Here is a 20,213-nt window from a genome sequence, read left to right on the forward strand (position 1 = left end):
CTGATCGCCTGCGCCAGCAACGATCCTTCATCCCCCAGTGCCGAAACCGTATCGTGCAGGTTTTGCATCTCCCGGCGCAGGGCCGATAAACCATTGTTTTCGGCTCGCGATGCCGCCAAAAGGGCAGCAACCGATATGCCCGCCGACAGCCGATCCGAACGTCCTGTCACCCGCGACCCTCACGCTGTTGTCTGAATTGGCTGGTCGCTTGTCGCGCTCGGGGGGCCAATTGCCGCCAGGGAAGTAGTCAGGCTTTCGGCTTTCCACCGTTCAAACAGCAGCGCCGCCTTGGCCTCCGCCTGGGTTTCCACCAGCGCCAACAGCCGCGCCTGGGCGACATCCAGCGTTTCGGTCTCGCCGGCCCGCTCCTCCTCGGCTTCACGGTCACGGACCAATTGCCGTTGCAGCGCATCGATTTTCTCCAGCGTGCGGACAATCACCGACATCGCTTCGGTCGCCGCCTTCAGATCGGCACGGGCGAGCTTTGCCGCCGCCTCGTCGCCACCCTCCATCAGCGCCGCCGCCCCTTCGCGCAACAACCGGAACTGCTCGAATTGCGCCGACATTTCCCGCGTCAGCTCATTGAGCAGCCCGGCATAATGATCGCTCAGGGCAGTAAGATCGGCAGCCTTGATTTCCAGCCCGTCATTGAGGGTTACCCCATGCCGGTCGCAGGCAAAGGACAGCGCCGGTAAAGGCCAGCAGCCGTAAAGCGATATATCGAAATCATCCATGATGAATATCCTCCCGGCAGGCGAGGCTCCCATCACAAGAAAGGGAGACCGCCACAACCAGAGTTAAAGCGCTGCAAGTGTATGAAAGAGAGCGTAAAAACCAAACCGGAAGGACCGAAGCCGCAGATTTCCGACCGTAAACAAAACCTAACAGAACACCGTCACGGCGTCAATGCTTATTTTCCTATTTAGGTTTTTTTTCTTATTTTTAATTATGAAGAAGACAACCGTCCTCCACAATCGGAGGCTCACTTAACGCCCAACCAACATAAGAGGGAAGAGTGGTGGGAGCCCGTCCGGGTCAATTTCACAATTGCCGGTTATAGCCCCGTGCATTTTGTAAAATGCCTCAGGACACCATAACACTTTAAAACTGCTGTATTTATAGATGCGGACTTTTGAATCCGCCGCTCGTGAAGATATCACAAACCGCGCGACTGAAAACCGCGATGCCAAGACCATTGAGATCCGGACGACAGAGACGCACGGATCTGTCTGGTTGAGCATACACTCACTGAGGTCATGATTGACGGCCGGTCTTGCGACCGGCCGCCCGCCCCATTCCCCCGCCCCCAGGGTCCCGGTGCGTCCGACAACGGGCCATTTCGCCCGTATTTCTCCTGCCGCCAGTAAAAACACTGCGGCATATAAAAAGCGTCTCGTCATACCGGATGACGCATTGGCCTGACCCGTTATGCCGAGGCTTAGGCCTCTTCCATTTCCACCTTGCGGTTTTTGTCCGCGGAAGAACCACCGCCGAGCTTTTCCAGGATCGGGCAATCCGGGCGGTCGCCCTGCTCGCAGTGATCAACCAGGTTTTTCAGCGTATCGACCATGGCCTGCATGGCTTCCATCTTGTCTTCGAGTTCGCGCAGATGGTTCATGGCCACCTGGCGCACATCATCGTTTTTGCGGCCAGAGTCGCTCCACAGCGCCAACAGCCGCTCCGTCTCCTCCAGGGAAAACCCGAGGGTCCGCGCCCGCCGCACAAAGCGCAGACGGTGGACTTCATTTTCGCCATAGACCCGATAATTGCTTGAGGTGCGCCGTGCCGGCAAAACCAGCCCGATTTCCTCATAGTAGCGGATCATTTTCGCAGAAACGCCGGAGGCTGCGGCTGCTTCTCCGATATTCATGAGCGTGTCCTTCCTGGTTGCAAGCAGAAATAGTAAAATATCCAGCTCGCGACGTTTTCAAAATTGCATTCTAGCTTTTAACTATCAATATCGGCAGAAGTAAATAACCAAAAAAAGTTACATCGAACTCACACATTTTTACGTGAATGACAGCAAGAGCCCGGCGTCTGCGGCTCGAATTGCCAAACACTCCTCATGCCTGCAATTTCACTGAAAGCGTATCGCGATCCGATACATTCGCGTCTCGAAATGATACAGGAAATAAATCGGCAAATTCGAGATTGCGATAGTACAGCCTGCGATACACGAAGCCGCTATATAGGCAGTCACAACCTGCGGTGCAATCCTCCACCCCAGCGATGGCGCAAAAATTCAAACGGCGTGCAGCACCTGAAGGGTCTGCTGACCAGAGGTATCAGTCGGGCAATATTTCGGAGAAATCGAAATCATCGCGATAGAGATCAAAACTCGCCCTGATCCGATCCTTGACACGCTGAGGCAATTGGCTGCCCCGGCCGCTGACACCCTTGTTGAACCGGGCATGACCGGCCTCTATCGTCTCGGAAAACACCTCGGACAGCTTTGCGGAATCAAGGAATTCCGGCCCAACAAACGCAGCGATCCTCTCGGCCAGACGCTGCTTGTTGCCGAGAAAATCCTCCTCGTAGGAGATCCAGAGCGGCTTGACCAGGCCAAGCGCTTCGCAGCGTTTCCAGCTCATGAAGAATTGCAGATACCAGGCACATTGGCGATCCACCAGGATCAGATAGCGCGTCTCGTCGTCCAGCTCACAATAATTGGATGGCAAGCCGTCACTAAAATAGATCGCGTCCTTGTCACGGGTCGCCGCCCATTCCTGCTGTTGCTTGCGCATCATGTCATCCAGACTGACCAGGCTGTCATAGACATTGCGGTAGGTGACGATCGGGCGGATATTGTAAAGCTCAAGTTGCTGGCAAAGATAGGGCGTGCAGCGCAAATGATGCTGCGCCACATAGCCAAGGCCATTATTGCCGTATTGGATCAACGCCAATTCGTCCGTTTCCTGCTCACGCAGGGTAATGCCCATGGAAAAAGGCGTTTGCGGCGACAAGGCGGACGACATCAGCACCGCCATCGGCACATTCAATACTTTCATCAGGCTCTGACCGATGAAGGTTGAAGCCGATTTTGGCAGGCACGCCACCAGAACATTCGGCTGATGCGCTCGCGAGGCCGTCAGCCGTGCCCGCATGAGAGCCGCGCCGAGTTCCGGCACGGAAATCGCCAGACTGTCGGCTGCGGCATCACTCATCTTTGGCACATAGAAAGGATGCGCCAGCGAGAACACACCCGAAATCGCAAAGGCATCGGCGGGATCGGTTCGTCGGAGAAACTCATCGAATTTCCGCGACACCCATTCCGCATCGGGCACCGGGGCCGCTTCGCGGGCAAAGCTTTTGACAAGTGACCAATCCAGTCTCGACATAAGCTCTCCATTGCACCAAATTGGTTTCAACCGAGATGAAATTATAGTGTAAAACTTGTACGAGACTTACCCTAAGGAAGGCCATCAGGTCGCCGTCAGGGCGCGTCCCCAGCCACCGCCAAAGGCCAGTCGCAGAGATAATCCCGGCCTGATGAGCGGTTTCGATGTCGCCAGAAACCAGCGGATGCCACCAGCAGAGGTCCGGCCCTCGTGGACGAGGTTGTAAGCTCCTGCCTGGCGCAAGCTTCCTCAGTCAGCTTTACACCATAATGTTTTCGCCCCTTGCGAATAACCCTTTGGTACAGACACACCCCGGTGCACCGACGCATTCACTTCAGTCATGCTCTCATGCACCAAGCTTTTGTTTATGCGTCGATATATCCAATTCGACCAAAGACTCCGTTTGGATAGACGCAGCAGGATAAGGACAGGTTGCAGCATGGAACATGCGGTCGGCATCCGGACGAATGACAAGGCGGGTTCGAACCTGGAAGACACGCTGGGCCAGACGCTAGCAGACATATCCACCCTGGCGCCGCGCGAAGCGCTAAGCCTGGGAATGGATTATCTGTCCTCCGTGCCGCCAAACCGGGCTCTGGAAGTCGCCGCAGCCCTTTGCCATGCCAATCCGTTCTTTCTGCCCGCGGTAAGCGATGGCGACGCCCAGGGTCTGAAGCTGTCGACTTCCCAACTTGCCGAATTGACATTTCGGGCGAGATTGACGGCAAGCCGGGCCAGACAGCCGAATGTTCTTGTGGCCTGTGCGCCCAAATCGGCCTCGACTTTCATTTCGATGGCGTTGGTGCAGGCACTGGATATCCCCCTGGCCAACCTGGCACTTCCCAGCTTCACACCCGGCAGCGGCTCTGCACTGGGAGGCAATCTGCGCTCGCAGGAAACCGATGAGCTTGCACTTATGCGGCATGGATTGAACGGCCGTGGCTATGTCGCCCAGCATCACATTCGATGCACGCCCTATCTGGCCCGCCAGATGACGCTTTACAACATCCGCCCTATCGTCACTGTCCGTAATTTCTTCGACACGCTGATCAGCCTCGATGATATGTTCCAATCCTGGCGCGCTTCCAATCGTCCGGTCGACACCATTTTTTTTGATGACGGCCTGCCAAGCAATTACCACCACCTGCCCTTCGAGGAGCGGCTTGAGATGCTGGTTGCGGCTCAAGCGATCTGGTATGCGCAGTTTCTGCTGAGTTGGCAGCGATGCGAAATGCTCAATCTGGTCAAGCCACTATGGGTTTCCTATGAAACGGATTTCCTCGGTGACAAGGCGGTTCTGGCTGATCGGATCGCCACCTTCACCGGAGCGGACAGCCAGGCGGCTCAGAAAATCACCGCGGCGCTAGCCGACAAGCGTGACGGTGAACGCAAGCGGATCAATCAGGGCATCGCGGGCCGCGGAGCCGAGGTTCCGGAAAATATTCGTCGGCAAGCCATGGCCATTTTCGACCGCTATGCCGTCAATGGTGACCTGACACTTCTGACCGGACCGGTGGCAGCCTAGTGGAATGAATTTGACATTTGACACCCCCTTGCCGCACCCTCGAGGATCAAATGTCAAATTTTTAAATTCCAATAGAAACAGTGACTTGCTCGTGGTCCTGAAGATTCCGACATTTGCTTTTGAGGGTGCTGCGAACGGTAGCAAATGTCAAAATCATACCACGAGTGCATCGATCCAAACGAAGGCTTCAACCGCGTTTGGAAAAAATCCGTCTGCTTCTGTCGTCATTTCATGCCCCTATTTGTCGCCAGATTCTTCGGCCTGCAAGAGCACCGTCATAGGCCAGTCGCAGAGATAATCCTCGAAATCCTCGACAGAAACATGCTCTTCGCTGACCGTGCGGCCCCGGGCGGAAATCCCGGCCTGATGGACGGTTTCAGGATCACTGGAAACCAGTGGGTGCCACCAGTAAAGGTCGCGCCCCTCATGCACCAGCCGGTAGCCGCAGCTGGGCGGCAGCCAGGCGATGTCCTCGACCTGATCCGGCGTCAGTTGGATACAATCGGGCACGGTGGCCTGCCGGTTGGGATAGTCCTTGCACCGACAGCTTTCCCCATCCAGCAGACGACAGGCGACGGAGGTGAAAACCACCTCACCGCTTTCCCAGTCCTCCAACTTGTTGAGACAGCACAGGCCACAACCATCGCAGAGGGATTCCCACTCCACAGCGTTCATCTCATCAAGGCGCTTGGTCTTCCAATAGGGTTCGCTGGTCATCATGCCCTTGTCCATCGGCCGGATGCGAGCACCCAATCCGCGGCAATCTTATAGATTCGTTAAAAGTTAAGTCGCATATGATCCATTGGCTGGGATATATCGCGATCAACGCAGACATGGGCGCAAGCTTGGCGCCTGTCAAGCGTTGCATATGCCTACAGCATCCTCGGCACCCTATGCCTATGATATTGTAGCAGATCATCTTAAGGCTCGGCCCCGGAACCGCCATGCAGAAGAAAAAGCGGCATATCTTTCTCAAACTCGACGCCTGGCTGGATTCCACCTTATGGAATACCGGCTTCCAGGCCGCCGAATTCTGGGAAGAAACCACGATCTTCTTTCGCCGGTTTCGTATGCGCGGTTGGAAGAAATGGCTGTTCGAGGCGCTGGGCGAAGCGATGACGCTGGGCACCGCCGGTGCTGTCGTCATGCTGGCGCTGGCCATGCCCGCCTTTCAGGAAACGGTCAAGGATTGGCGCAATCGCGGCGATTTTGCCGTAACCTTTCTGGATCGCTACGGCAATGTCATCGGCCATCGCGGCATTATCCATGAAAATTCCGTGCCGTTCGAAGACCTGCCCGACAATCTGATCAAGGCGGTGCTGGCCACCGAAGACCGGCGGTTTTTCGATCATTTCGGCATTGATTTCATCGGCCTTGGCCGCGCACTCAGCGAAAATGCCCGGGCTGGCGGCGTGGTGCAGGGTGGCTCGACGCTGACCCAGCAGCTGGCTAAAAACCTGTTTCTCACCAATGAGCGCTCCATCGAGCGCAAGATCAAGGAAGCCTTCCTATCGCTATGGCTGGAGGCGAACCTCACCAAGCAGGAGATCCTGTCGCTCTATCTCGACCGCGCCTATATGGGCGGCGGCACATTCGGCGCGGCGGCAGCCTCGCAATTCTATTTCGGCAAGAGCGTGCGCGACGTCAATCTGGCCGAGGCCGCCATGCTGGCGGGCCTGTTCAAGGCACCGGCCAAATATGCCCCGCATGTCAACCTGCCCGCCGCCCGTGGCCGCGCCAATGAAGTGTTGAGCAATCTGGTGCAAAGCGGCTTCATGAGCGAGGGCCAGGTCATCGCCGCCCGGCGCAATCCGGCCACCGTGGTCGATCGGGCCGAGCGCGAGGCCCCGGACTTCTTCCTCGACTGGGCGTTTGACGAAGTTCAGCGCATCGCCTCCCGCTTCCCCGAACATTCGCTGATCGTGCGCACCACCATCGATCCGGGCCTGCAAAAAGTCGCCGAAACCGCTGTCAGCAACACGCTGCGTGAATATGGCGAGCAATATAATGTCAAGCAGGCGGCCCTCGTCACGCTGGAAAACGGCGGCGCGGTGCGCGCCATGGTCGGCGGGCGCGATTATGGCGAAAGCCAGTTCAACCGCGCCACGCGCGGCCTGCGCCAACCCGGCTCCTCCTTCAAGATCTACACCTATGCCGTGGCGATGGAAGCGGGCCTGACCCCGGAGACCACCATTGTCGATGGTCCGGTCAATTGGGGCAATTGGAGCCCGCATAATTACGGCAACAGCTATGCCGGGCGCATCACGCTGACGACGGCACTGGCCAAATCGATCAACACTGTGCCGGTGCGGCTGGTCAAAGACCGGCTGGGTGTCGATTCCGTCATCCGCATGGCAAAGGCCATGGGCGTGGAAACCCCGATTCGCAAGGATGTTACCATCCCGCTCGGCACCTCGGAAGTCACGGTCATGGATCAGGCGACAGCCTATGCCGTGCTGCCATCAGGGGGCCTGCAATCACGCCGCCACGGCATTGTCGATGTCAGAGATTATCGCGGCCATGTTCTCTACGATTTCGACCGCGACGAACCGGCCCCGCGCCGGGTGCTGACCGAGCAGGCCGATGGTTACATGAACCAGATGCTGACCAAGGTCCCCTATATCGGCACGGGCCGCAAAGCCGCTCTCGATGGCATTCTCACTGCTGGCAAGAGCGGCACGACGCAGGCCTACCGCGATGCCTGGTTCGTCGGCTATACCGGCAATTTCACAACGGCAGTGTGGTTCGGCAATGACGATTACACCTCCACCAACAACATGACCGGTGGCTCCCTGCCCGCCATGACCTTCAAGACCATCATGGACTACGCCCACCAGGGCGTCGCCGTCCGGCCAATCCCCGGCGTGCTGGAACCGGCAACCGTGGCCGTCAAAGCCCCAGCACCGGCCAAGGGCGAACCAAAGGGCACCGCACCCGCCCCGCCCGAATTCGTCCGCCCCCGGACACTCTCTGTCGAAACCACCGCCCTGCTGCGCCAGATCGGCACGATGCTGACCGAGGCACAACCGCTGGCACCGGGATTGCGGGCGGCGCTGGATTGATACCACAAACTTTTGACATTGTGGGACAGCCATGAAGATGGTCCATTACAGCATCAATGCCTTCGTCACGCTGTTGCTTGGCCTGCTGCTGGCGCGCTGGATCAGCGGGTTGCCTTACGAATTTTCCCTGCTGCCCGGATTGATCGCCTCCGCCATCCGCTTGTTTGGAATGGATACGATTGAAAATGCCGATGACATTGAAACAATTGGTCTTCTCGTCATCATTGTTGCATCGGTCATGGTCATGGCCATTCCTGTGGCGGCTGCCAATCTCATTTGGCGGCGCTGGCGTAACGTGCGATGACATAGCCGCCATTTCCCTGCCCTGAATTGAGTGCTACCGCTTCTCCAACAATCAACAGGGTTCGAATCATCGCGTGCTCAGGGTTCCGCTTCTTGTCGCCATTGCGCTTGCCATTGCCTTCGGGCTTGGCATTCAATCCACGCTGATGGCGCTGAATGCCACGGTGGGCTTTGGCGAGATCGAGATTGATGGTTGGCGGGCGTTTCCGCAGGCGCAGACCGCCGATGCTGATCCTTATGCGCGCTCGCACCGGGCCAAGGCCGGGCGGTTGCTGCTGGGCAGCGCCGAAGGGCTGAGTTTTATTGCCACAAGCGATACGGAAGGCCGCAAGCTGAATACACGCTGCCGCTACCGGCTGGCGGGTACAGTGCCGATGGCGCGCTACTGGACGCTCTCAGCCAGCCGCCCGGATGGAACGCCCCTAGCCGTCTCGCCCGACCTGCCGGGGGCGCTGAATTCGGTTACGACACTGAAAAATCGTGATGCCAGCATGGAGATCACCATCGGTTCGCAGGCGGCACCGGGCAATTGGCTGGCCACTCCCGCAGGAAGCGAAGACCTGATGCTCAACCTGACCCTGCTGGACACGCCGGTCGCGGGCAATTCAGGCCTGGTGACACTGGCCATGCCGCATGTCGAACAGATCGGATGCGGCGATGCGTAAGCTGATCTACGCCATTCTTGTTGGCCTGGTCGGGGCTGTGGTTCTGCATATCGTCATCATCCTAGCGCTACCGCATTTCACCGGCAAGGACGCCTATACCCGCGTAACCATGGAAGGCCCGCTGTTCAAATTCTATAGTCTCGACAGCCGGGCGGACCGGGCGGGGCTTGCCAATGGCGATCCCTTCCTCAAACTCGCCGCCTGCGCTTTCGATGTCAGCGAGGCGCCGGTGCATTTGACAGCAGAGGGCAGCGTTCCCTTTTGGTCGGTGGGTATTTTCGACCGCGATGCCAATGAAGTCTACAGTATGAACGACGCTACATCCGTCGAGGGCAAGCTTGACATTATTGTCGCCACCCCGGCCCAACTCGCCCGGCTGCGCGCCACGGCACCCGATGCGCTGGCGCAGACCATATTGGTGGAAATGCCGGAAACCCAAGGCTATGCCGTCTTACGCACGCTTGTGCCTCAAGCCAGCTTCGCGCCCGATGCACAGGCTTTTCTTACAAACGCCGGTTGCGATCAGACAGCTATAGATCCATAAAGTATTTTCGCAATCGAACAAAGGTCGATAATACTTTGGTGCGCATTTTTGCTTCAGAACATTCAATTAAATCTAAAATTTTCTTTTTTTGAACCGGTAAAAAGTTAAAATATTCGATTATTCTTTTTTTCGACTTAAGATCTGATAATGTTATTCAAACAATTGAGTGGCATTGCTTCGGAAAATCATGTTTGCTAAACATAGCAATATTAATATGTGAGATTGCTATGCCAGAAACTATCATAGATTGCATTTACGAGGCGGCCGCTGAACCGGCTGCCTGGGAAAATGCGCTGGACCGCTTGGCGCATCTTGTCGGCGCGGAAGGCGCCCTGCTTGTCAATATTTCCGACGAGCTCATGCCCTTGATCACGACGCCAGGGGTGCGCGAGCTTTATTCTGATTTTTTCAAACAGGGCTGGACCGCCGACAATATTCGCACCAAAGCGCTGCTGAGTGCCAGCAAGTCGAAATTCATCAGCGATGTCGATCAGTTTTCGCACGAGCAGATGCGCGATGAGCCACTTTACCGGGATTTTCTCTGGCCGCGCGGCTTTGGCTTTGCCGCTGGCGTCAGCTTCGACCTTCCGCAGGAGAAAATCATTGCCATCTCGATTGAACGAAAGCGCGATAGCGGTCCCATCGAAGAAAAACATCTTGATCTTCTCAACAGTGTCGGCCGGGACCTGCGTCGCAGCCTGATCCTTGCCTCCCAGCTTGAATTCAAGGCGGTCGACAACAGTCTGCGGGCATTGCAGCTGGCGCGGCTGCCCACCGCCGCACTGACAGCCAAAGGCAAGATCCTGGGGTGCAATACGGTGTTTGAAGCAGGCAATCCAAGATACGCCATTTCGGCCTTCGACCAGTTGCGCTTTCTCCATCCCGCAGCACAGGCAAGTTTTGAAGCAAGTCTTGCCGCGGGAATGGCAGCTGGCGCCAGCCGGGAGGAGATGCAGGGCGCTCAATTCGCCTGCCCCGGCCAGCCGGGCCTGCCGCCAGCGGTCGTCTATCTCATTCCCGCCGCCCGGTTGAATGTCGGATTGTTCAGCCCCGTCAGCTTTTTCATCATTCTGGTCCCCCTCAGCCGTAGCAATGGCCTGACCTCGGAGATGATCCAGTCCCTGATGAATTTAACGCGGGCCGAGGCGCGTTTGACGAAACTGCTTCTAGATGGAGAGCCTCTGCACGATGCCGCCCAGGCCCTTGGGATTCAGCTGGAAACCGCCAGAAGCCAGATAAAAACCGTACTGGCCAAAACCGATATGGCCCGGCAGACCGATCTCATTGCCGCTCTGACTTCGCTTCATTCACTGGAAGCGGATTGAGGGTCGTTACATCCTCCTTTGTGCGGCTTCGACATTGGAAACCGCTTTAAAAGGACGTCGGCACTTTGTCATTCTGAGTCCGCATCACCAATGCCCGGAAAAGCCCCTTCATACCTGTCAAACCTCACAGGCATAGACCAGGCTCAGGCATTGTCCGCCCTCTCGGCAAGCGTCAGGTCGCGACCTGCGCACTGATCCTTTTGTCTACGACCATCACGGGAGGCTTGACTGTTTTGAAGCGCGGCCAGGCGCGCCTTCACCCGACGCATGACAAGGTAGACAATCGCGATGAAATAGACGCTTTGAAGAATAATTGCCGCAACAACCGTCCTGATGATTGTGGCCGCGATGAGCCCTGTCGATTGGTAATTATAGATGGCAAAACCCAGCAAGACGACACCCATTCCTGCAAACACCCGTGGTGCATACATCATGCTGTCACGATCTGGCGTGCCCGCCAATTCCTCGTCATAGGGCTTTTGCCGATCGTTTCGAAACAATTCTGTCTTCTTCTGGTTCATCTGTTCTGCGTGACGATATCCAAGCGCAGACTCTGTGTCTTTATGCATCAAAGGCCCCCACTTGAAATAATGTTGTTTATTCACAACAATGTTTATCAACCATTTTTGGGTGCTTTAAACATCCCCCAAATGGGTTAGGCGGAATTATTACTCAAATATCATGATCGCACACAAAACAATCTTTGGTAGAATTACAAAATAAAATACATATTTTAAATTTTTGGACCATTCTTAAACAAAGCAGACATAGGCATCTCTGGGAAACTATGGTTGCACAACTATTGCGTATTCTCTTAAAGCGCGTCCGTTCTAAAAAACAAAATTACCCAACAGAATTGGCGGTATTAGCGCATCTTCTGCACAGTGGATAACGTGAAGGATGCCATAGAGCGTTCCGGGGAATGCCTGGAAAAACGGCCCGGATTTCCTGATTGCCCTGAGCGCTTCATAGAAAAGCAACCGGGCTCAGCCAATGACATTCAATCCATATGATTGTCTCACTGGTCGCAATAGCCAACGGTCAATTGATCTCACTCCACGCGGTGGAAGAGCGGCATCACGATAACACAGGTCTTATACCAAGCCTCGAAGAGGCTCATACATCCTAGACTTGAAAATATCTCAAATACATCAGAGGCTTGAGATATTTTCACAGGGAATACGAAGAGTCATTTCCAGCGAATCCTCGTATTACCCCTCGTAGGGATGCATGTCCTGCACTGGCCGCTTGCCGGTGAGCGAGGCGGCGCCGATCAGCAGAGGTTCGGTGCGGGTATAGCGCACGCCGGTAAACAGCAGAATACGGGCCTGTGTCGGTGCGGGGGTGCGGTTGACGGGCTTCTGATCCAGCCGGTCTTTCAGTTTCACGATGTCAGCCATGCTCGTCTCCATTTGGGGTAGATGAGACGGATGAAGAGATCGATTTCATCCTGCCCCGGCAAAGGGGCCAGCACATCCAGCCTTGCTGTTTTGGGCAGCAAAGACAGGCATTCTGCGCCTTTCTCCAGACATGAGGGGTAAACAGCCATCCTCATGAAAAGTTGCTTTTATACTGAAGAGCGTCCCGTTTTCCGGGAACCCTTGCTAACATTTCCGAGTAAAAGCGATGCCGCTGCAACGCTCACGCAAGGATATGCTGCTTTATCAAAGTTTCCTTATTAAACACTGTCGATGGTTAACAGCTTGCTAACGATTACCGTCTATTTTGACTGAATTGGTATTGCGTTGGGACGGGTAATGTCGTGGATCATCAATTTCGGGCGTTGGAAAATCCGAGGATCGGCCGCAAGAAGGACGTGGTTTTAATGGCCACCGTTTCCAGTTTCGAAAGCCTCGAACATCCCCGCAAGGCCGATCTCCGGCAGTTTGCCCTGCTGTTCCAGCCCTTGTTTCAATACTCCTCCGAAGAGGCGAGGCGCGACGCCGTGGCGGCGCTATCGCAATCGCCCAATGTGCCGGAAGCTGTGGCATTTTTCATCGCCAGTCAGCCGCTCGCCATTGCCGCGCCATTCCTGATCTCATCGCCCTGCCTGTCGGATGAATTGCTCATCACCATCGCCCGCACCCAGGGCATACACCACGCCCGCACCATCGTGCGCCGCGAGGCTTTGTCGCCCGCCGTCATTGATGCATTGGCCGGCCTGCGCTTCATCGACCCGCTGCCCGAGCATTCCCAGCACGTGGACAACGATGATATTGTCCAGGACATGATGGAAGCACCGCCCCGCGCCATTCGCCTGAGGTCCGACGCGGGTGCCGAACCCGAAAACATGCCCGCTATCGCCCCTGAGAAAGTGCCGGAGGAACAGACGGTGGCGCAGGAGCCAGATCAGCTCTCCTTAGAGAAGCAGGAACAGGATCCGACATACAACCCGACAAGGGCTCAACGCGAGGAAGCCTTGCGCCAGACCTTGAAGGCGCTGGATCGTCACCTTCATCGCCAGGATCGTGATCGCCTGGGTCGGCGCACTCTCAGCTCCGTGCAGGCGGCTCTGCTGGTGCGTTTTGCCCGTGAAAATGAAGCGGGCAGTTTTGCCACGGCCTTGGCCGATGCGCTGTCTTCAAGCCGATGGCTGGCCGAACGTATCCTGCTCGACACCTCGGGCCAGCAGCTGGCCACGACGCTGACCGGCCTTGCCATGGCCATTCCCGACATGATTTTCATACTGACCCGCCTCTACCCGCATCTCAGCCAATTACAGCAGGGCGAACCACGCGTCGCCAGACTGATCGCGGCGCTCGACGGCAGAGACTGCGAAAAGCGCATTGATGCATGGCTGAGGGCCGACCGCTATACCTATCAAAGCAGTCAGAGCGACGTCCAACCAGTGGCGGTGTCGGCTTCGCGTTGAGACTTTATCCGTAAAAAGTGGAACCCGATTTTCCTGAAAAGACAGAGGGCAGCGATACGCGTGGCCGCCCTTCAGCTTCCTTCGCCAACGAGCGACAAAAGACCATCCAACTGGTCGATCTCGATTTCCACCAGCCATAGATCCGGGTCAAAACGGCGCTCGCGTTCCATCAGGGCCGCGACCTCGCAGGCATCGACCCTGTCCAGGCGGCGCTCGAAACGGCGGTCGCCTGACATTTCGGCATCATCGTCTTCAATCAGGCTTTGAGGGGCTGGAGCATAAAGACTTTCCAGGCCATCGCGAAACCGCTGGCGCAGGAAGATGGCGCCGGCTTGGTCCATGCCCTTATGCTCCACAGCGGCAAAGCCGCCGGCGGAAAACACACGGCGTAGGATGGCGGCGACGAAAATATCGGAGCGAAGGCGCATCCCGCTTTTCTATAGACAGGATTGACGGAAAGAAAGGCATTCATCGGGGCAGTCGGGATTATTAGCCCTTGTCGCGCATCAGGGTCTGCATCACCATATCGATATGGGCTTCCATGTAGGCCTTTTGGTCAAGTGGCCTGCGTTGCGCAAACAGGATTGACCAGAGATTGAAGTGGATGACCGGCCCAATCAGAACATCGGGAGCGGAAACGGCCGGGCCTGGCAAAAATTCGCCGGCGGCGACGCCCCCCTCCACCAGCATGCAGACCGTTTTCAGCAGAGGCGCAACGAATTCGTCGTAATGCCTGTCTACAATATGGGGAAAGCGGGTCCCCTCACTCACCGTCAGACGCAGGAGTTCGCTACACTTGCAATCACCCGCGATCATCTCATAGGCCATGCCGATCATCTGCTTCAATCGTTCGGCATGGCTGCCCTCCAGTGTTTCAGCAGAAGCACGCAACTGGGACAACGGCAGCGACATCTGCCGGATGCTCTCCTCGAACAAGACCTCCTTTGACGGAAAATAAAGATAAACCGTGCCCTTTGTAATGCCGAGCCGCAGAGCTACATCTTCCACACGCGTCGCAGAAAAACCTTTGTCCAGAAACTCTTCAAATGCAGCTTCCAATATTTCCTGCGGGCGCCTCGCTTTCTGCTCGGCCCGGCTGATCGTTTTCAATCGCTTTGCCATGACCATTTTCCTTGAGGTTTGAGCGAGCGGACTTGCGTGAGGCGACGGAGCGAAAGCACCCGCATTACGCTTTCAATTCCTATACCGGCAACTGTCACGCCGGCAACTATATTGACTAACCGTACAGTCATTGATATCTACTCGAAACGACCCGTGAATGCAATGGTGGGGACCTCACAGTGCGGTTACAAACGACTTTATCCGGACTGGCTTGCGTCCTGCTCGCTTTGTGTCTGGCAGGCTGCAATGAAAAGACCGAGAGCCAGTCTTCACCGCGCAGTGTCACGGTGACCAAGGCCCAAACCGCGCAATATCAGCCCTCGGTGGAAATCTCCGGATCGGTGAAAGCGCGGGTGCAGTCCGACCTGTCGTTCCGTACCGCAGGCCGGGTGATCGAGAGGCATGTCGATGTCGGCGACCGGGTCAAGGCGGGCGACGTTCTGGCACTCCTCGACAATACCGAGCAGAAGGCTGATATCGCCGTTGCCCAGGCCGGGCTGGAATCGGCCCAGGCGACGATGCGCCAGAAGAAATTGGCCTTCGACCGCTACAAGGTACTGATCCAGACCAACACCATTGCCCAATCCACCTTCGACCAGGCCCGCGAGGATCTCGCCACGGCTCAAGGCTCGCTGCAAACCGCGCAGGCCAATCTGGCCACCGCCCAGGATGCGATGACCTATACGGAGTTGAAGGCCGATGCCGACGGCATCATTACCTCGCGCAGCATTGAGGTGGGACAAGTGGTTTCGGCGGCGCAGGCGGCGCTGACGCTTGCCCATGACGGACCGCGCGATGCCGTATTCGACATGTTCGAAGCGTTTTTCCTGGAAGGTGCGCCGTCCGATACCGTCGAGGTCTCGCCGATCGGCGGCCGCGCCAATCCCCAGGACGGCAAGATCCGCGAAGTCTCTCCGGCCATCGACACCAGCGCCGGCACCATCCGTATCAAGGTCGCCCTGCCTGCCGACACGCAATGGTCGCTCGGCACGACTGTCGTCGGACGGTTCCGCGCCCAGCCGCAGCAGGGCATCGTGCTCCCCTGGAGCGCCATGGCCTCGGCCAATGGCCAGCCCGCCGTCTGGGCGGTCAACACCGCCGACAGCTCCGTCAAGCTGCGCAAGATCGACATTGCCCGCTACCGCGTCGGCGATTTCGTGGTGGCATCCGGCGTCGCGCCCGGGGACATCATCGTCACCGACGGCGGCAAGTTTCTGACGGACGGCCAGGTCGTGGCCTTTAAGGAAAAGTGACATGCGCCTCTACCGTCCAATCATCACCCTTCCCTTTCTGCTTGCCCTGACGCTTGCCGCCGGTTGCAGCGAGAAGGACGACCAGCAGGCCGCCGGGCCACGTCCTGTCCGCTCGATAACCGTCAAGGCCGAGCGCCTGTCGGGGGTCAGCTTTGCCGGTGTCGTCCAGGCGCGGGTGGAAACCGATCTTGCCTTCCGCACGCTCGGCAGGGTGATCCTGCGCAAGGCCGAAGTCGGCGATCTCGTTCACAAGGGCGACGTGGTTGCCGAAATTGATCCGCTGGCGCTGCAATTTGCCGTCAACAGCGCCGAGGCCGACCTGCGCAATGCCCAGGCGGCCTTTGAGAATGCCCAGATCACAGAAAAGCGCCGGCGCACGCTCGCCACCATCAATGCCGGCAGCGTCGCCGATTTCGAAGTGGCCGAACAAGGCCTGAAATCGGCCCAGGCAAGTCTCGACCAGGCAAATGCCAAGCTGGACAAGGCCCGCGAGCAATTGGGTTATGCGCGGCTTCAGGCGGAATTCGACGGCGTCGTCACGTCAGTGTCCGTCGAAGTCGGCCAGACGGTAACCGCCGGGCAGACAGTAATGAAAGTCGCGCGGCTGGACCAGCGTGACGTGATCGTCGATGTGCCGGAAGGACGGATCGGCGCGCTGAAGGAAGGCACGAAGTTCAACGTGGCGCTACAGCTCGATCCCACCAAGCAGGCCATCGGCACGCTGCGCGAGATCGGCCCGGAAGCCGATGCGGAAACCCGCACCCACCGGCTGAAGATCGCCATCAACGACGCCCCCGAGGTGTTTCGTCTCGGCGCCGTGGTGACCGCGACTGCAAGCCGTGATGAAGAGGACGGCGTCATCCTGCTGCCGTTGACCGCCATCCTCAGAAAAGACGGCGCAACCGGTGTCTGGGTGATCGATCGGGCCAATGCCACAGTCGCCCTGCGCAAGGTCGTCCTTGATGACGCCACCACCGACGGCAACCGGGTGAAGGTCCTGTCCGGATTGAAGGAGGGCGAGCAGGTTGCCGTCGCCGGCGCCAACCAGCTTGCCGAGGGACAAAAGATCAAGACCGATGAGGAGCCGCGCCCGTGAAGAAATTTAACCTGTCGGACTGGGCGCTCGAACATCGTTCCCTCGTCTGGTATTTCATGATGGTGTTTTCGCTGGCCGGCGTGCTCGCTTATATCGGCCTTGGGCGTGAAGAAGACCCGTCCTTCACCATCAAGACCATGGTGATCCAGGCCCAATGGCCCGGCGCCTCCGCCCAGGAAGTCACCCAGCAGATCACCGACCGGATCGAGAAGAAGCTGCAGGAACTGGAATCGCTCGACTATACCAGGTCGATCACCACGGCGGGCCAGACCATCGTCTTCGTCAACCTGCTGGATACCACCAAGGCCCGCGACGTGCCCGCCACCTGGCTGCGCGTGCGCAACATGGTCCAGGATGTCCAGGGCGACTTTCCCTCCGGCGTCGTCGGACCGTTCTATAACGACCGTTTCGGCGACGTTTACGGCAATATCTACGCCTTCACCAGCGACGGCCTGACCCATCGGCAATTGCGCGATCTGGTCGAGAGCGCCCGCACCAAGCTGCTGACCGTTCCCAATATCGGCAAGGTCGACATTGTCGGCACGCAGGACGAGGCGATCTATCTCGAATTTTCCACCCGCAAGATTGCCGCCCTCGGCATCGACCAATCAGCGATCATCGCCACGCTTCAGGCCCAGAACGCCGTTACCCAGTCAGGCTTCATCGATGCCGGGCCGGAGCGGATCGCGCTTCGGGTCGGCGGGCGTTTCATTTCGGAAGACAGCCTGCGGTCGATCAATCTCAAGGTCAACGACCGCTTCTTTCCGCTGACCGATGTCGCCACCATCAGCCGTGGCTATGCCGATCCGCCGACCAGCATGTTCCGGGTCAATGGCAAGCCGGCAATCGGTCTTGCCATCGGTATGAAGGCTGGTGCCAATCTGGTGAATTTCGGCAAGGCGCTGGACAAGACCATGGCTGGCGTCATCCAGGACCTACCGGTCGGCGTTTCCGTCGATCGGGTCGCCGATCAGCCGGCGGTGGTGGAGGAAGCGGTTTCCAGCTTCACCCATGCGCTGTTCGAGGCAATCGTCATCGTGCTGGCCATCAGCTTCATCAGCCTTGGCCTGCGCGCCGGACTGGTGGTGGCGATCTCGATCCCGCTGGTTTTGGCGATCACCTTCCTGTTCATGCAATATGCTGGCATATCGCTGCAACGCATCTCGCTCGGCGCCTTGATCATCGCGCTCGGGCTTCTGGTCGATGATGCGATGATTGCCGTGGAAATGATGGTGGCGCGGCTGGAAGTGGGCGATAGCCTGCGCAAGGCCGCCACCCATGTCTATACCTCGACCGCCTTCCCGATGCTGACGGGAACGCTCGTCACCGTCGCCAGCTTCATCCCGGTCGGGCTAAACAACAGCAATGCGGGTGAATTCACCTTCTCGCTGTTCGTCGTCATCGCCGTGTCGCTGGTGGTGTCCTGGGTGGTGGCTGTGCTGTTCACGCCGCTTCTGGGCGTCACCATGTTGCCGAAGACCATGAAGAAGCATGCCGACCACAAGGGCTGGTTTGCCCGGCTGTTTGCCAGAATGCTCCACTTTTGCCTGCGCTGGCGCTGGCTGACCATCGTTGCAACGATCGGCGCCTTCGCCCTGTCGCTCTATGGCATGACCCATGTGCAGCAGCAATTCTTCCCCAGTTCCGACCGCCCGGAACTGATCGTTGACTGGAACCTGCCGCAAAACAGCTCCATCGACGAAACCAACCGGCAGATGGCCAAGTTCGAACAGGAGCAATTGGCCAACAACCCGGATATCGACCATTGGTCGACCTATGTCGGTCGCGGTGCACCGCGCTTCATCCTGTCGTTCGATGTGCAGCCTGATGATATCACCTTCGGCCAGATGATCATCGTCACCAAAGGACTGGACGTGCGCGACAAGCTGCGCCAACAGTTTCAGGCCTATCTGAGCCAGACCTTCCCCGGCACCGATGCCTATGTGAAGCTGCTGGATATCGGACCTCCGGTCGGCAAGCCGGTGCAATACCGCGTGTCCGGCCCCGACATCCAGAAGGTGCGCGACTATGCGGGCAAACTGGCCGCCATTGTCGGCACCCACCCGCTACTCACCAATATCGCCTTCAACTGGTATGAGCCGGCCCGCGTGCTGAAGGTAGATGTATTGCAGGACAAGGCCCGCCAGCTCGGTGTCACCTCCGAAGACATCGCCCAGACCCTCAACAGAGTGGTTGAAGGCTCGACCGTCACCAAGGTCAGGGACGACATCTACCTGATCGATGTCGTCAGCCGTGCCGAAAAGAAGGATCGCGGTTCAGTCGAAACCTTGGTTGACCTGCAATTGCCAAGCAGTAACGGCCAGTCTATCCCACTGTCGTCGGTCGCAACCTTCCATTACGAACTGGAGCAGCCGACCATCTGGCGGCGCGACCGCATGCCAACGATCACCATCGAAGCCGCCGTCAATGGCCCCACCCAGCCCGCGACGATCGTCAATGCGCTGAGCGGCAAAATCACCGAATTCGCCAAAGCGCTTCCGGCAGGCTATGCCGTCAATATCGGCGGCGCCGTCGAGGAGAGCAGCAAGTCGCAGGGGCCGATCATCCAGGTCGCACCTCTGATGCTGTTCATCATGGCAACGCTGCTGATGATCCAGTTGCAGAGCTTCCACCGACTGTTCCTGGTGTTTTCCGTCGCGCCGCTGGCGCTGGTCGGCGTGGTAATCGCGCTTCTCACCAGCAACGCGCCTCTTGGCTTCGTAGCGCTCCTCGGCGTGCTCGCGCTGATCGGCATCCTGATCCGAAACTCTGTCATCCTGGTGGTACAGATCGAGGATCTGCGAAAATCGGGCGTCGCGGCCTTTGCGGCGGTGGTCGAGGCCACCGAACACCGGATGCGCCCGATCATGCTGACCGCCGCTGCCGCCACGCTGGCGCTGATCCCGATCTCGCGGCAGATCTTCTGGGGACCGATGGCCTTTGCCATGATGGGCGGCATCGTCGTCGGAACGGTGCTGACCCTGCTGTTCCTGCCCGCGCTGTACATCACCTGGTTCCGGATCAAGCCGGAGAAAAACCCGGCGCACGACAAGCACGTCCCCGATACCCATGCTCCCGATGACAATGCTATCGGAGCTGAGAAATAGG

19 protein-coding genes are annotated in these 20,213 nt (G+C 57.7%); 10 read left to right on the forward strand and 9 right to left on the reverse strand.

Features of this window, described 5'->3' with window-relative positions; genetic code table 11:
* Positions 1-179 precede the first annotated feature (179 nt).
* From H1Y61_RS14415 to H1Y61_RS14430, 4 genes are all read right to left on the reverse strand, one after another.
* Positions 180-734, reverse strand: a complete 555-nt coding sequence (locus H1Y61_RS14415; protein WP_180572991.1) for a hypothetical protein — start codon at positions 732-734, stop codon at positions 180-182.
* A 704-nt stretch (positions 735-1,438) separates the two neighbouring features.
* Complete coding sequence (cueR, locus tag H1Y61_RS14420; RefSeq protein ID WP_180572992.1) at positions 1,439-1,870, reverse strand: Cu(I)-responsive transcriptional regulator; 432 nt, start codon at positions 1,868-1,870, stop codon at positions 1,439-1,441.
* A gap of 415 nt (positions 1,871-2,285) precedes the next feature.
* Complete coding sequence (locus tag H1Y61_RS14425) at positions 2,286-3,338, reverse strand: hypothetical protein (RefSeq protein WP_180572993.1); 1,053 nt, start codon at positions 3,336-3,338, stop codon at positions 2,286-2,288.
* Between the two features lie 84 nt (positions 3,339-3,422).
* Positions 3,423-3,581: a hypothetical protein gene (locus tag H1Y61_RS14430; RefSeq protein ID WP_180572325.1), complete on the reverse strand. Its 159-nt coding sequence runs from the start codon at positions 3,579-3,581 to the stop codon at positions 3,423-3,425.
* Positions 3,582-3,777: 196 nt separating this feature from the next.
* Here H1Y61_RS14430 and H1Y61_RS14435 point away from each other — a divergent pair, with 196 nt between their 5' ends.
* Positions 3,778-4,863, forward strand: a complete 1,086-nt coding sequence (locus tag H1Y61_RS14435; RefSeq protein ID WP_180572994.1) for a hypothetical protein — start codon at positions 3,778-3,780, stop codon at positions 4,861-4,863.
* A 237-nt stretch (positions 4,864-5,100) separates the two neighbouring features.
* Here H1Y61_RS14435 and H1Y61_RS14440 read toward each other — a convergent pair whose 3' ends face one another.
* Entirely contained in the window at positions 5,101-5,580 is a 480-nt protein-coding gene (locus H1Y61_RS14440; protein ID WP_180574512.1) for a YcgN family cysteine cluster protein, read from the reverse strand.
* Between the two features lie 227 nt (positions 5,581-5,807).
* Here H1Y61_RS14440 and H1Y61_RS14445 point away from each other — a divergent pair, with 227 nt between their 5' ends.
* The 5 genes from H1Y61_RS14445 (at position 5,808) to H1Y61_RS14465 (ending at position 10,762) form a co-directional block, all read left to right on the forward strand.
* Positions 5,808-7,925 carry a transglycosylase domain-containing protein gene (locus H1Y61_RS14445; protein ID WP_180572995.1) on the forward strand — a complete coding sequence of 706 codons (2,118 nt, stop codon included), beginning with the start codon at positions 5,808-5,810 and terminating at the stop codon, positions 7,923-7,925.
* 31 nt (positions 7,926-7,956) lie between these two features.
* Complete coding sequence (locus H1Y61_RS14450) at positions 7,957-8,229, forward strand: hypothetical protein (protein WP_180572996.1); 273 nt, start codon at positions 7,957-7,959, stop codon at positions 8,227-8,229.
* 73 nt (positions 8,230-8,302) lie between these two features.
* Complete coding sequence (locus H1Y61_RS14455; protein ID WP_180572997.1) at positions 8,303-8,893, forward strand: DUF1214 domain-containing protein; 591 nt, start codon at positions 8,303-8,305, stop codon at positions 8,891-8,893.
* Positions 8,886-9,437 (forward strand): DUF1254 domain-containing protein, encoded by a 552-nt coding sequence (locus tag H1Y61_RS14460; protein WP_071205400.1) that lies wholly within the window; start codon positions 8,886-8,888, stop codon positions 9,435-9,437. The genes H1Y61_RS14455 and H1Y61_RS14460 overlap by 8 nt, the downstream gene beginning before the upstream one ends.
* Before the next feature lie 227 nt (positions 9,438-9,664).
* A complete protein-coding gene (locus H1Y61_RS14465; RefSeq protein WP_180572998.1) occupies positions 9,665-10,762 on the forward strand; it encodes a helix-turn-helix transcriptional regulator in 1,098 nt (365 codons plus the stop codon).
* Positions 10,763-10,905: 143 nt separating this feature from the next.
* Here the strand turns inward: H1Y61_RS14465 and H1Y61_RS14470 are convergent, their stop codons facing one another.
* Together H1Y61_RS14470 and H1Y61_RS14475 are read right to left on the reverse strand one after the other, a co-directional pair.
* Positions 10,906-11,382 carry an exopolysaccharide production repressor protein gene (locus H1Y61_RS14470; protein WP_174110290.1) on the reverse strand — a complete coding sequence of 159 codons (477 nt, stop codon included), beginning with the start codon at positions 11,380-11,382 and terminating at the stop codon, positions 10,906-10,908.
* A gap of 591 nt (positions 11,383-11,973) precedes the next feature.
* Positions 11,974-12,162 (reverse strand): hypothetical protein, encoded by a 189-nt coding sequence (locus tag H1Y61_RS14475; RefSeq protein ID WP_070167807.1) that lies wholly within the window; start codon positions 12,160-12,162, stop codon positions 11,974-11,976.
* Positions 12,163-12,587: 425 nt separating this feature from the next.
* On the opposite strand from H1Y61_RS14475, the gene H1Y61_RS14480 reads away from it, so the two are divergent.
* On the forward strand, positions 12,588-13,634 hold the full coding sequence (locus H1Y61_RS14480; RefSeq protein ID WP_180572999.1) for a DUF2336 domain-containing protein: 1,047 nt from the start codon (positions 12,588-12,590) through the stop codon (positions 13,632-13,634).
* A 71-nt stretch (positions 13,635-13,705) separates the two neighbouring features.
* On the opposite strand, the gene H1Y61_RS14485 is transcribed toward H1Y61_RS14480, so the two are convergent.
* Positions 13,706-14,062 carry a DUF1491 family protein gene (locus tag H1Y61_RS14485; RefSeq protein ID WP_180573000.1) on the reverse strand — a complete coding sequence of 119 codons (357 nt, stop codon included), beginning with the start codon at positions 14,060-14,062 and terminating at the stop codon, positions 13,706-13,708.
* Positions 14,063-14,123: 61 nt separating this feature from the next.
* Entirely contained in the window at positions 14,124-14,756 is a 633-nt protein-coding gene (locus tag H1Y61_RS14490; RefSeq protein ID WP_322790774.1) for a TetR/AcrR family transcriptional regulator, read from the reverse strand.
* Between the two features lie 179 nt (positions 14,757-14,935).
* Here H1Y61_RS14490 and H1Y61_RS14495 point away from each other — a divergent pair, with 179 nt between their 5' ends.
* From H1Y61_RS14495 to H1Y61_RS14505, 3 genes are read left to right on the forward strand one after another with little or no spacing between them, the layout of a single operon-like run.
* On the forward strand, positions 14,936-16,009 hold the full coding sequence (locus H1Y61_RS14495; RefSeq protein WP_087727559.1) for an efflux RND transporter periplasmic adaptor subunit: 1,074 nt from the start codon (positions 14,936-14,938) through the stop codon (positions 16,007-16,009).
* A 1-nt stretch (position 16,010) separates the two neighbouring features.
* Positions 16,011-17,105: an efflux RND transporter periplasmic adaptor subunit gene (locus tag H1Y61_RS14500; protein WP_180573001.1), complete on the forward strand. Its 1,095-nt coding sequence runs from the start codon at positions 16,011-16,013 to the stop codon at positions 17,103-17,105.
* Positions 17,102-20,212, forward strand: a complete 3,111-nt coding sequence (locus H1Y61_RS14505; RefSeq protein WP_180573002.1) for an efflux RND transporter permease subunit — start codon at positions 17,102-17,104, stop codon at positions 20,210-20,212. The genes H1Y61_RS14500 and H1Y61_RS14505 overlap by 4 nt, the downstream gene beginning before the upstream one ends.
* Position 20,213: the final 1 nt, after the last annotated feature.

It is taken from the genome of Agrobacterium vitis, from assembly GCF_013426735.1.
Classification (GTDB): domain Bacteria; phylum Pseudomonadota; class Alphaproteobacteria; order Rhizobiales; family Rhizobiaceae; genus Allorhizobium; species Allorhizobium vitis_D.

What these genes read in the sequence shown, in the direction of transcription:
- H1Y61_RS14415 (WP_180572991.1), bottom strand. Translation starts at nt 734, where the DNA reads ATGGATGATTTCGATATATCGCTTTACGGCTGCTGGCCTTTACCGGCG.
- cueR (WP_180572992.1), bottom strand. Translation starts at nt 1,870, where the DNA reads ATGAATATCGGAGAAGCAGCCGCAGCCTCCGGCGTTTCTGCGAAAATG.
- H1Y61_RS14425 (WP_180572993.1), bottom strand. Translation starts at nt 3,338, where the DNA reads ATGTCGAGACTGGATTGGTCACTTGTCAAAAGCTTTGCCCGCGAAGCG.
- H1Y61_RS14435 (WP_180572994.1), top strand. Translation starts at nt 3,778, where the DNA reads ATGGAACATGCGGTCGGCATCCGGACGAATGACAAGGCGGGTTCGAAC.
- H1Y61_RS14440 (WP_180574512.1), bottom strand. Translation starts at nt 5,580, where the DNA reads ATGACCAGCGAACCCTATTGGAAGACCAAGCGCCTTGATGAGATGAAC.
- H1Y61_RS14445 (WP_180572995.1), top strand. Translation starts at nt 5,808, where the DNA reads ATGCAGAAGAAAAAGCGGCATATCTTTCTCAAACTCGACGCCTGGCTG.
- H1Y61_RS14450 (WP_180572996.1), top strand. Translation starts at nt 7,957, where the DNA reads ATGAAGATGGTCCATTACAGCATCAATGCCTTCGTCACGCTGTTGCTT.
- H1Y61_RS14460 (WP_071205400.1), top strand. Translation starts at nt 8,886, where the DNA reads ATGCGTAAGCTGATCTACGCCATTCTTGTTGGCCTGGTCGGGGCTGTG.
- H1Y61_RS14465 (WP_180572998.1), top strand. Translation starts at nt 9,665, where the DNA reads ATGCCAGAAACTATCATAGATTGCATTTACGAGGCGGCCGCTGAACCG.
- H1Y61_RS14475 (WP_070167807.1), bottom strand. Translation starts at nt 12,162, where the DNA reads ATGGCTGACATCGTGAAACTGAAAGACCGGCTGGATCAGAAGCCCGTC.
- H1Y61_RS14480 (WP_180572999.1), top strand. Translation starts at nt 12,588, where the DNA reads ATGGCCACCGTTTCCAGTTTCGAAAGCCTCGAACATCCCCGCAAGGCC.
- H1Y61_RS14485 (WP_180573000.1), bottom strand. Translation starts at nt 14,062, where the DNA reads ATGCGCCTTCGCTCCGATATTTTCGTCGCCGCCATCCTACGCCGTGTG.
- H1Y61_RS14490 (WP_322790774.1), bottom strand. Translation starts at nt 14,756, where the DNA reads ATGGCAAAGCGATTGAAAACGATCAGCCGGGCCGAGCAGAAAGCGAGG.
- H1Y61_RS14500 (WP_180573001.1), top strand. Translation starts at nt 16,011, where the DNA reads ATGCGCCTCTACCGTCCAATCATCACCCTTCCCTTTCTGCTTGCCCTG.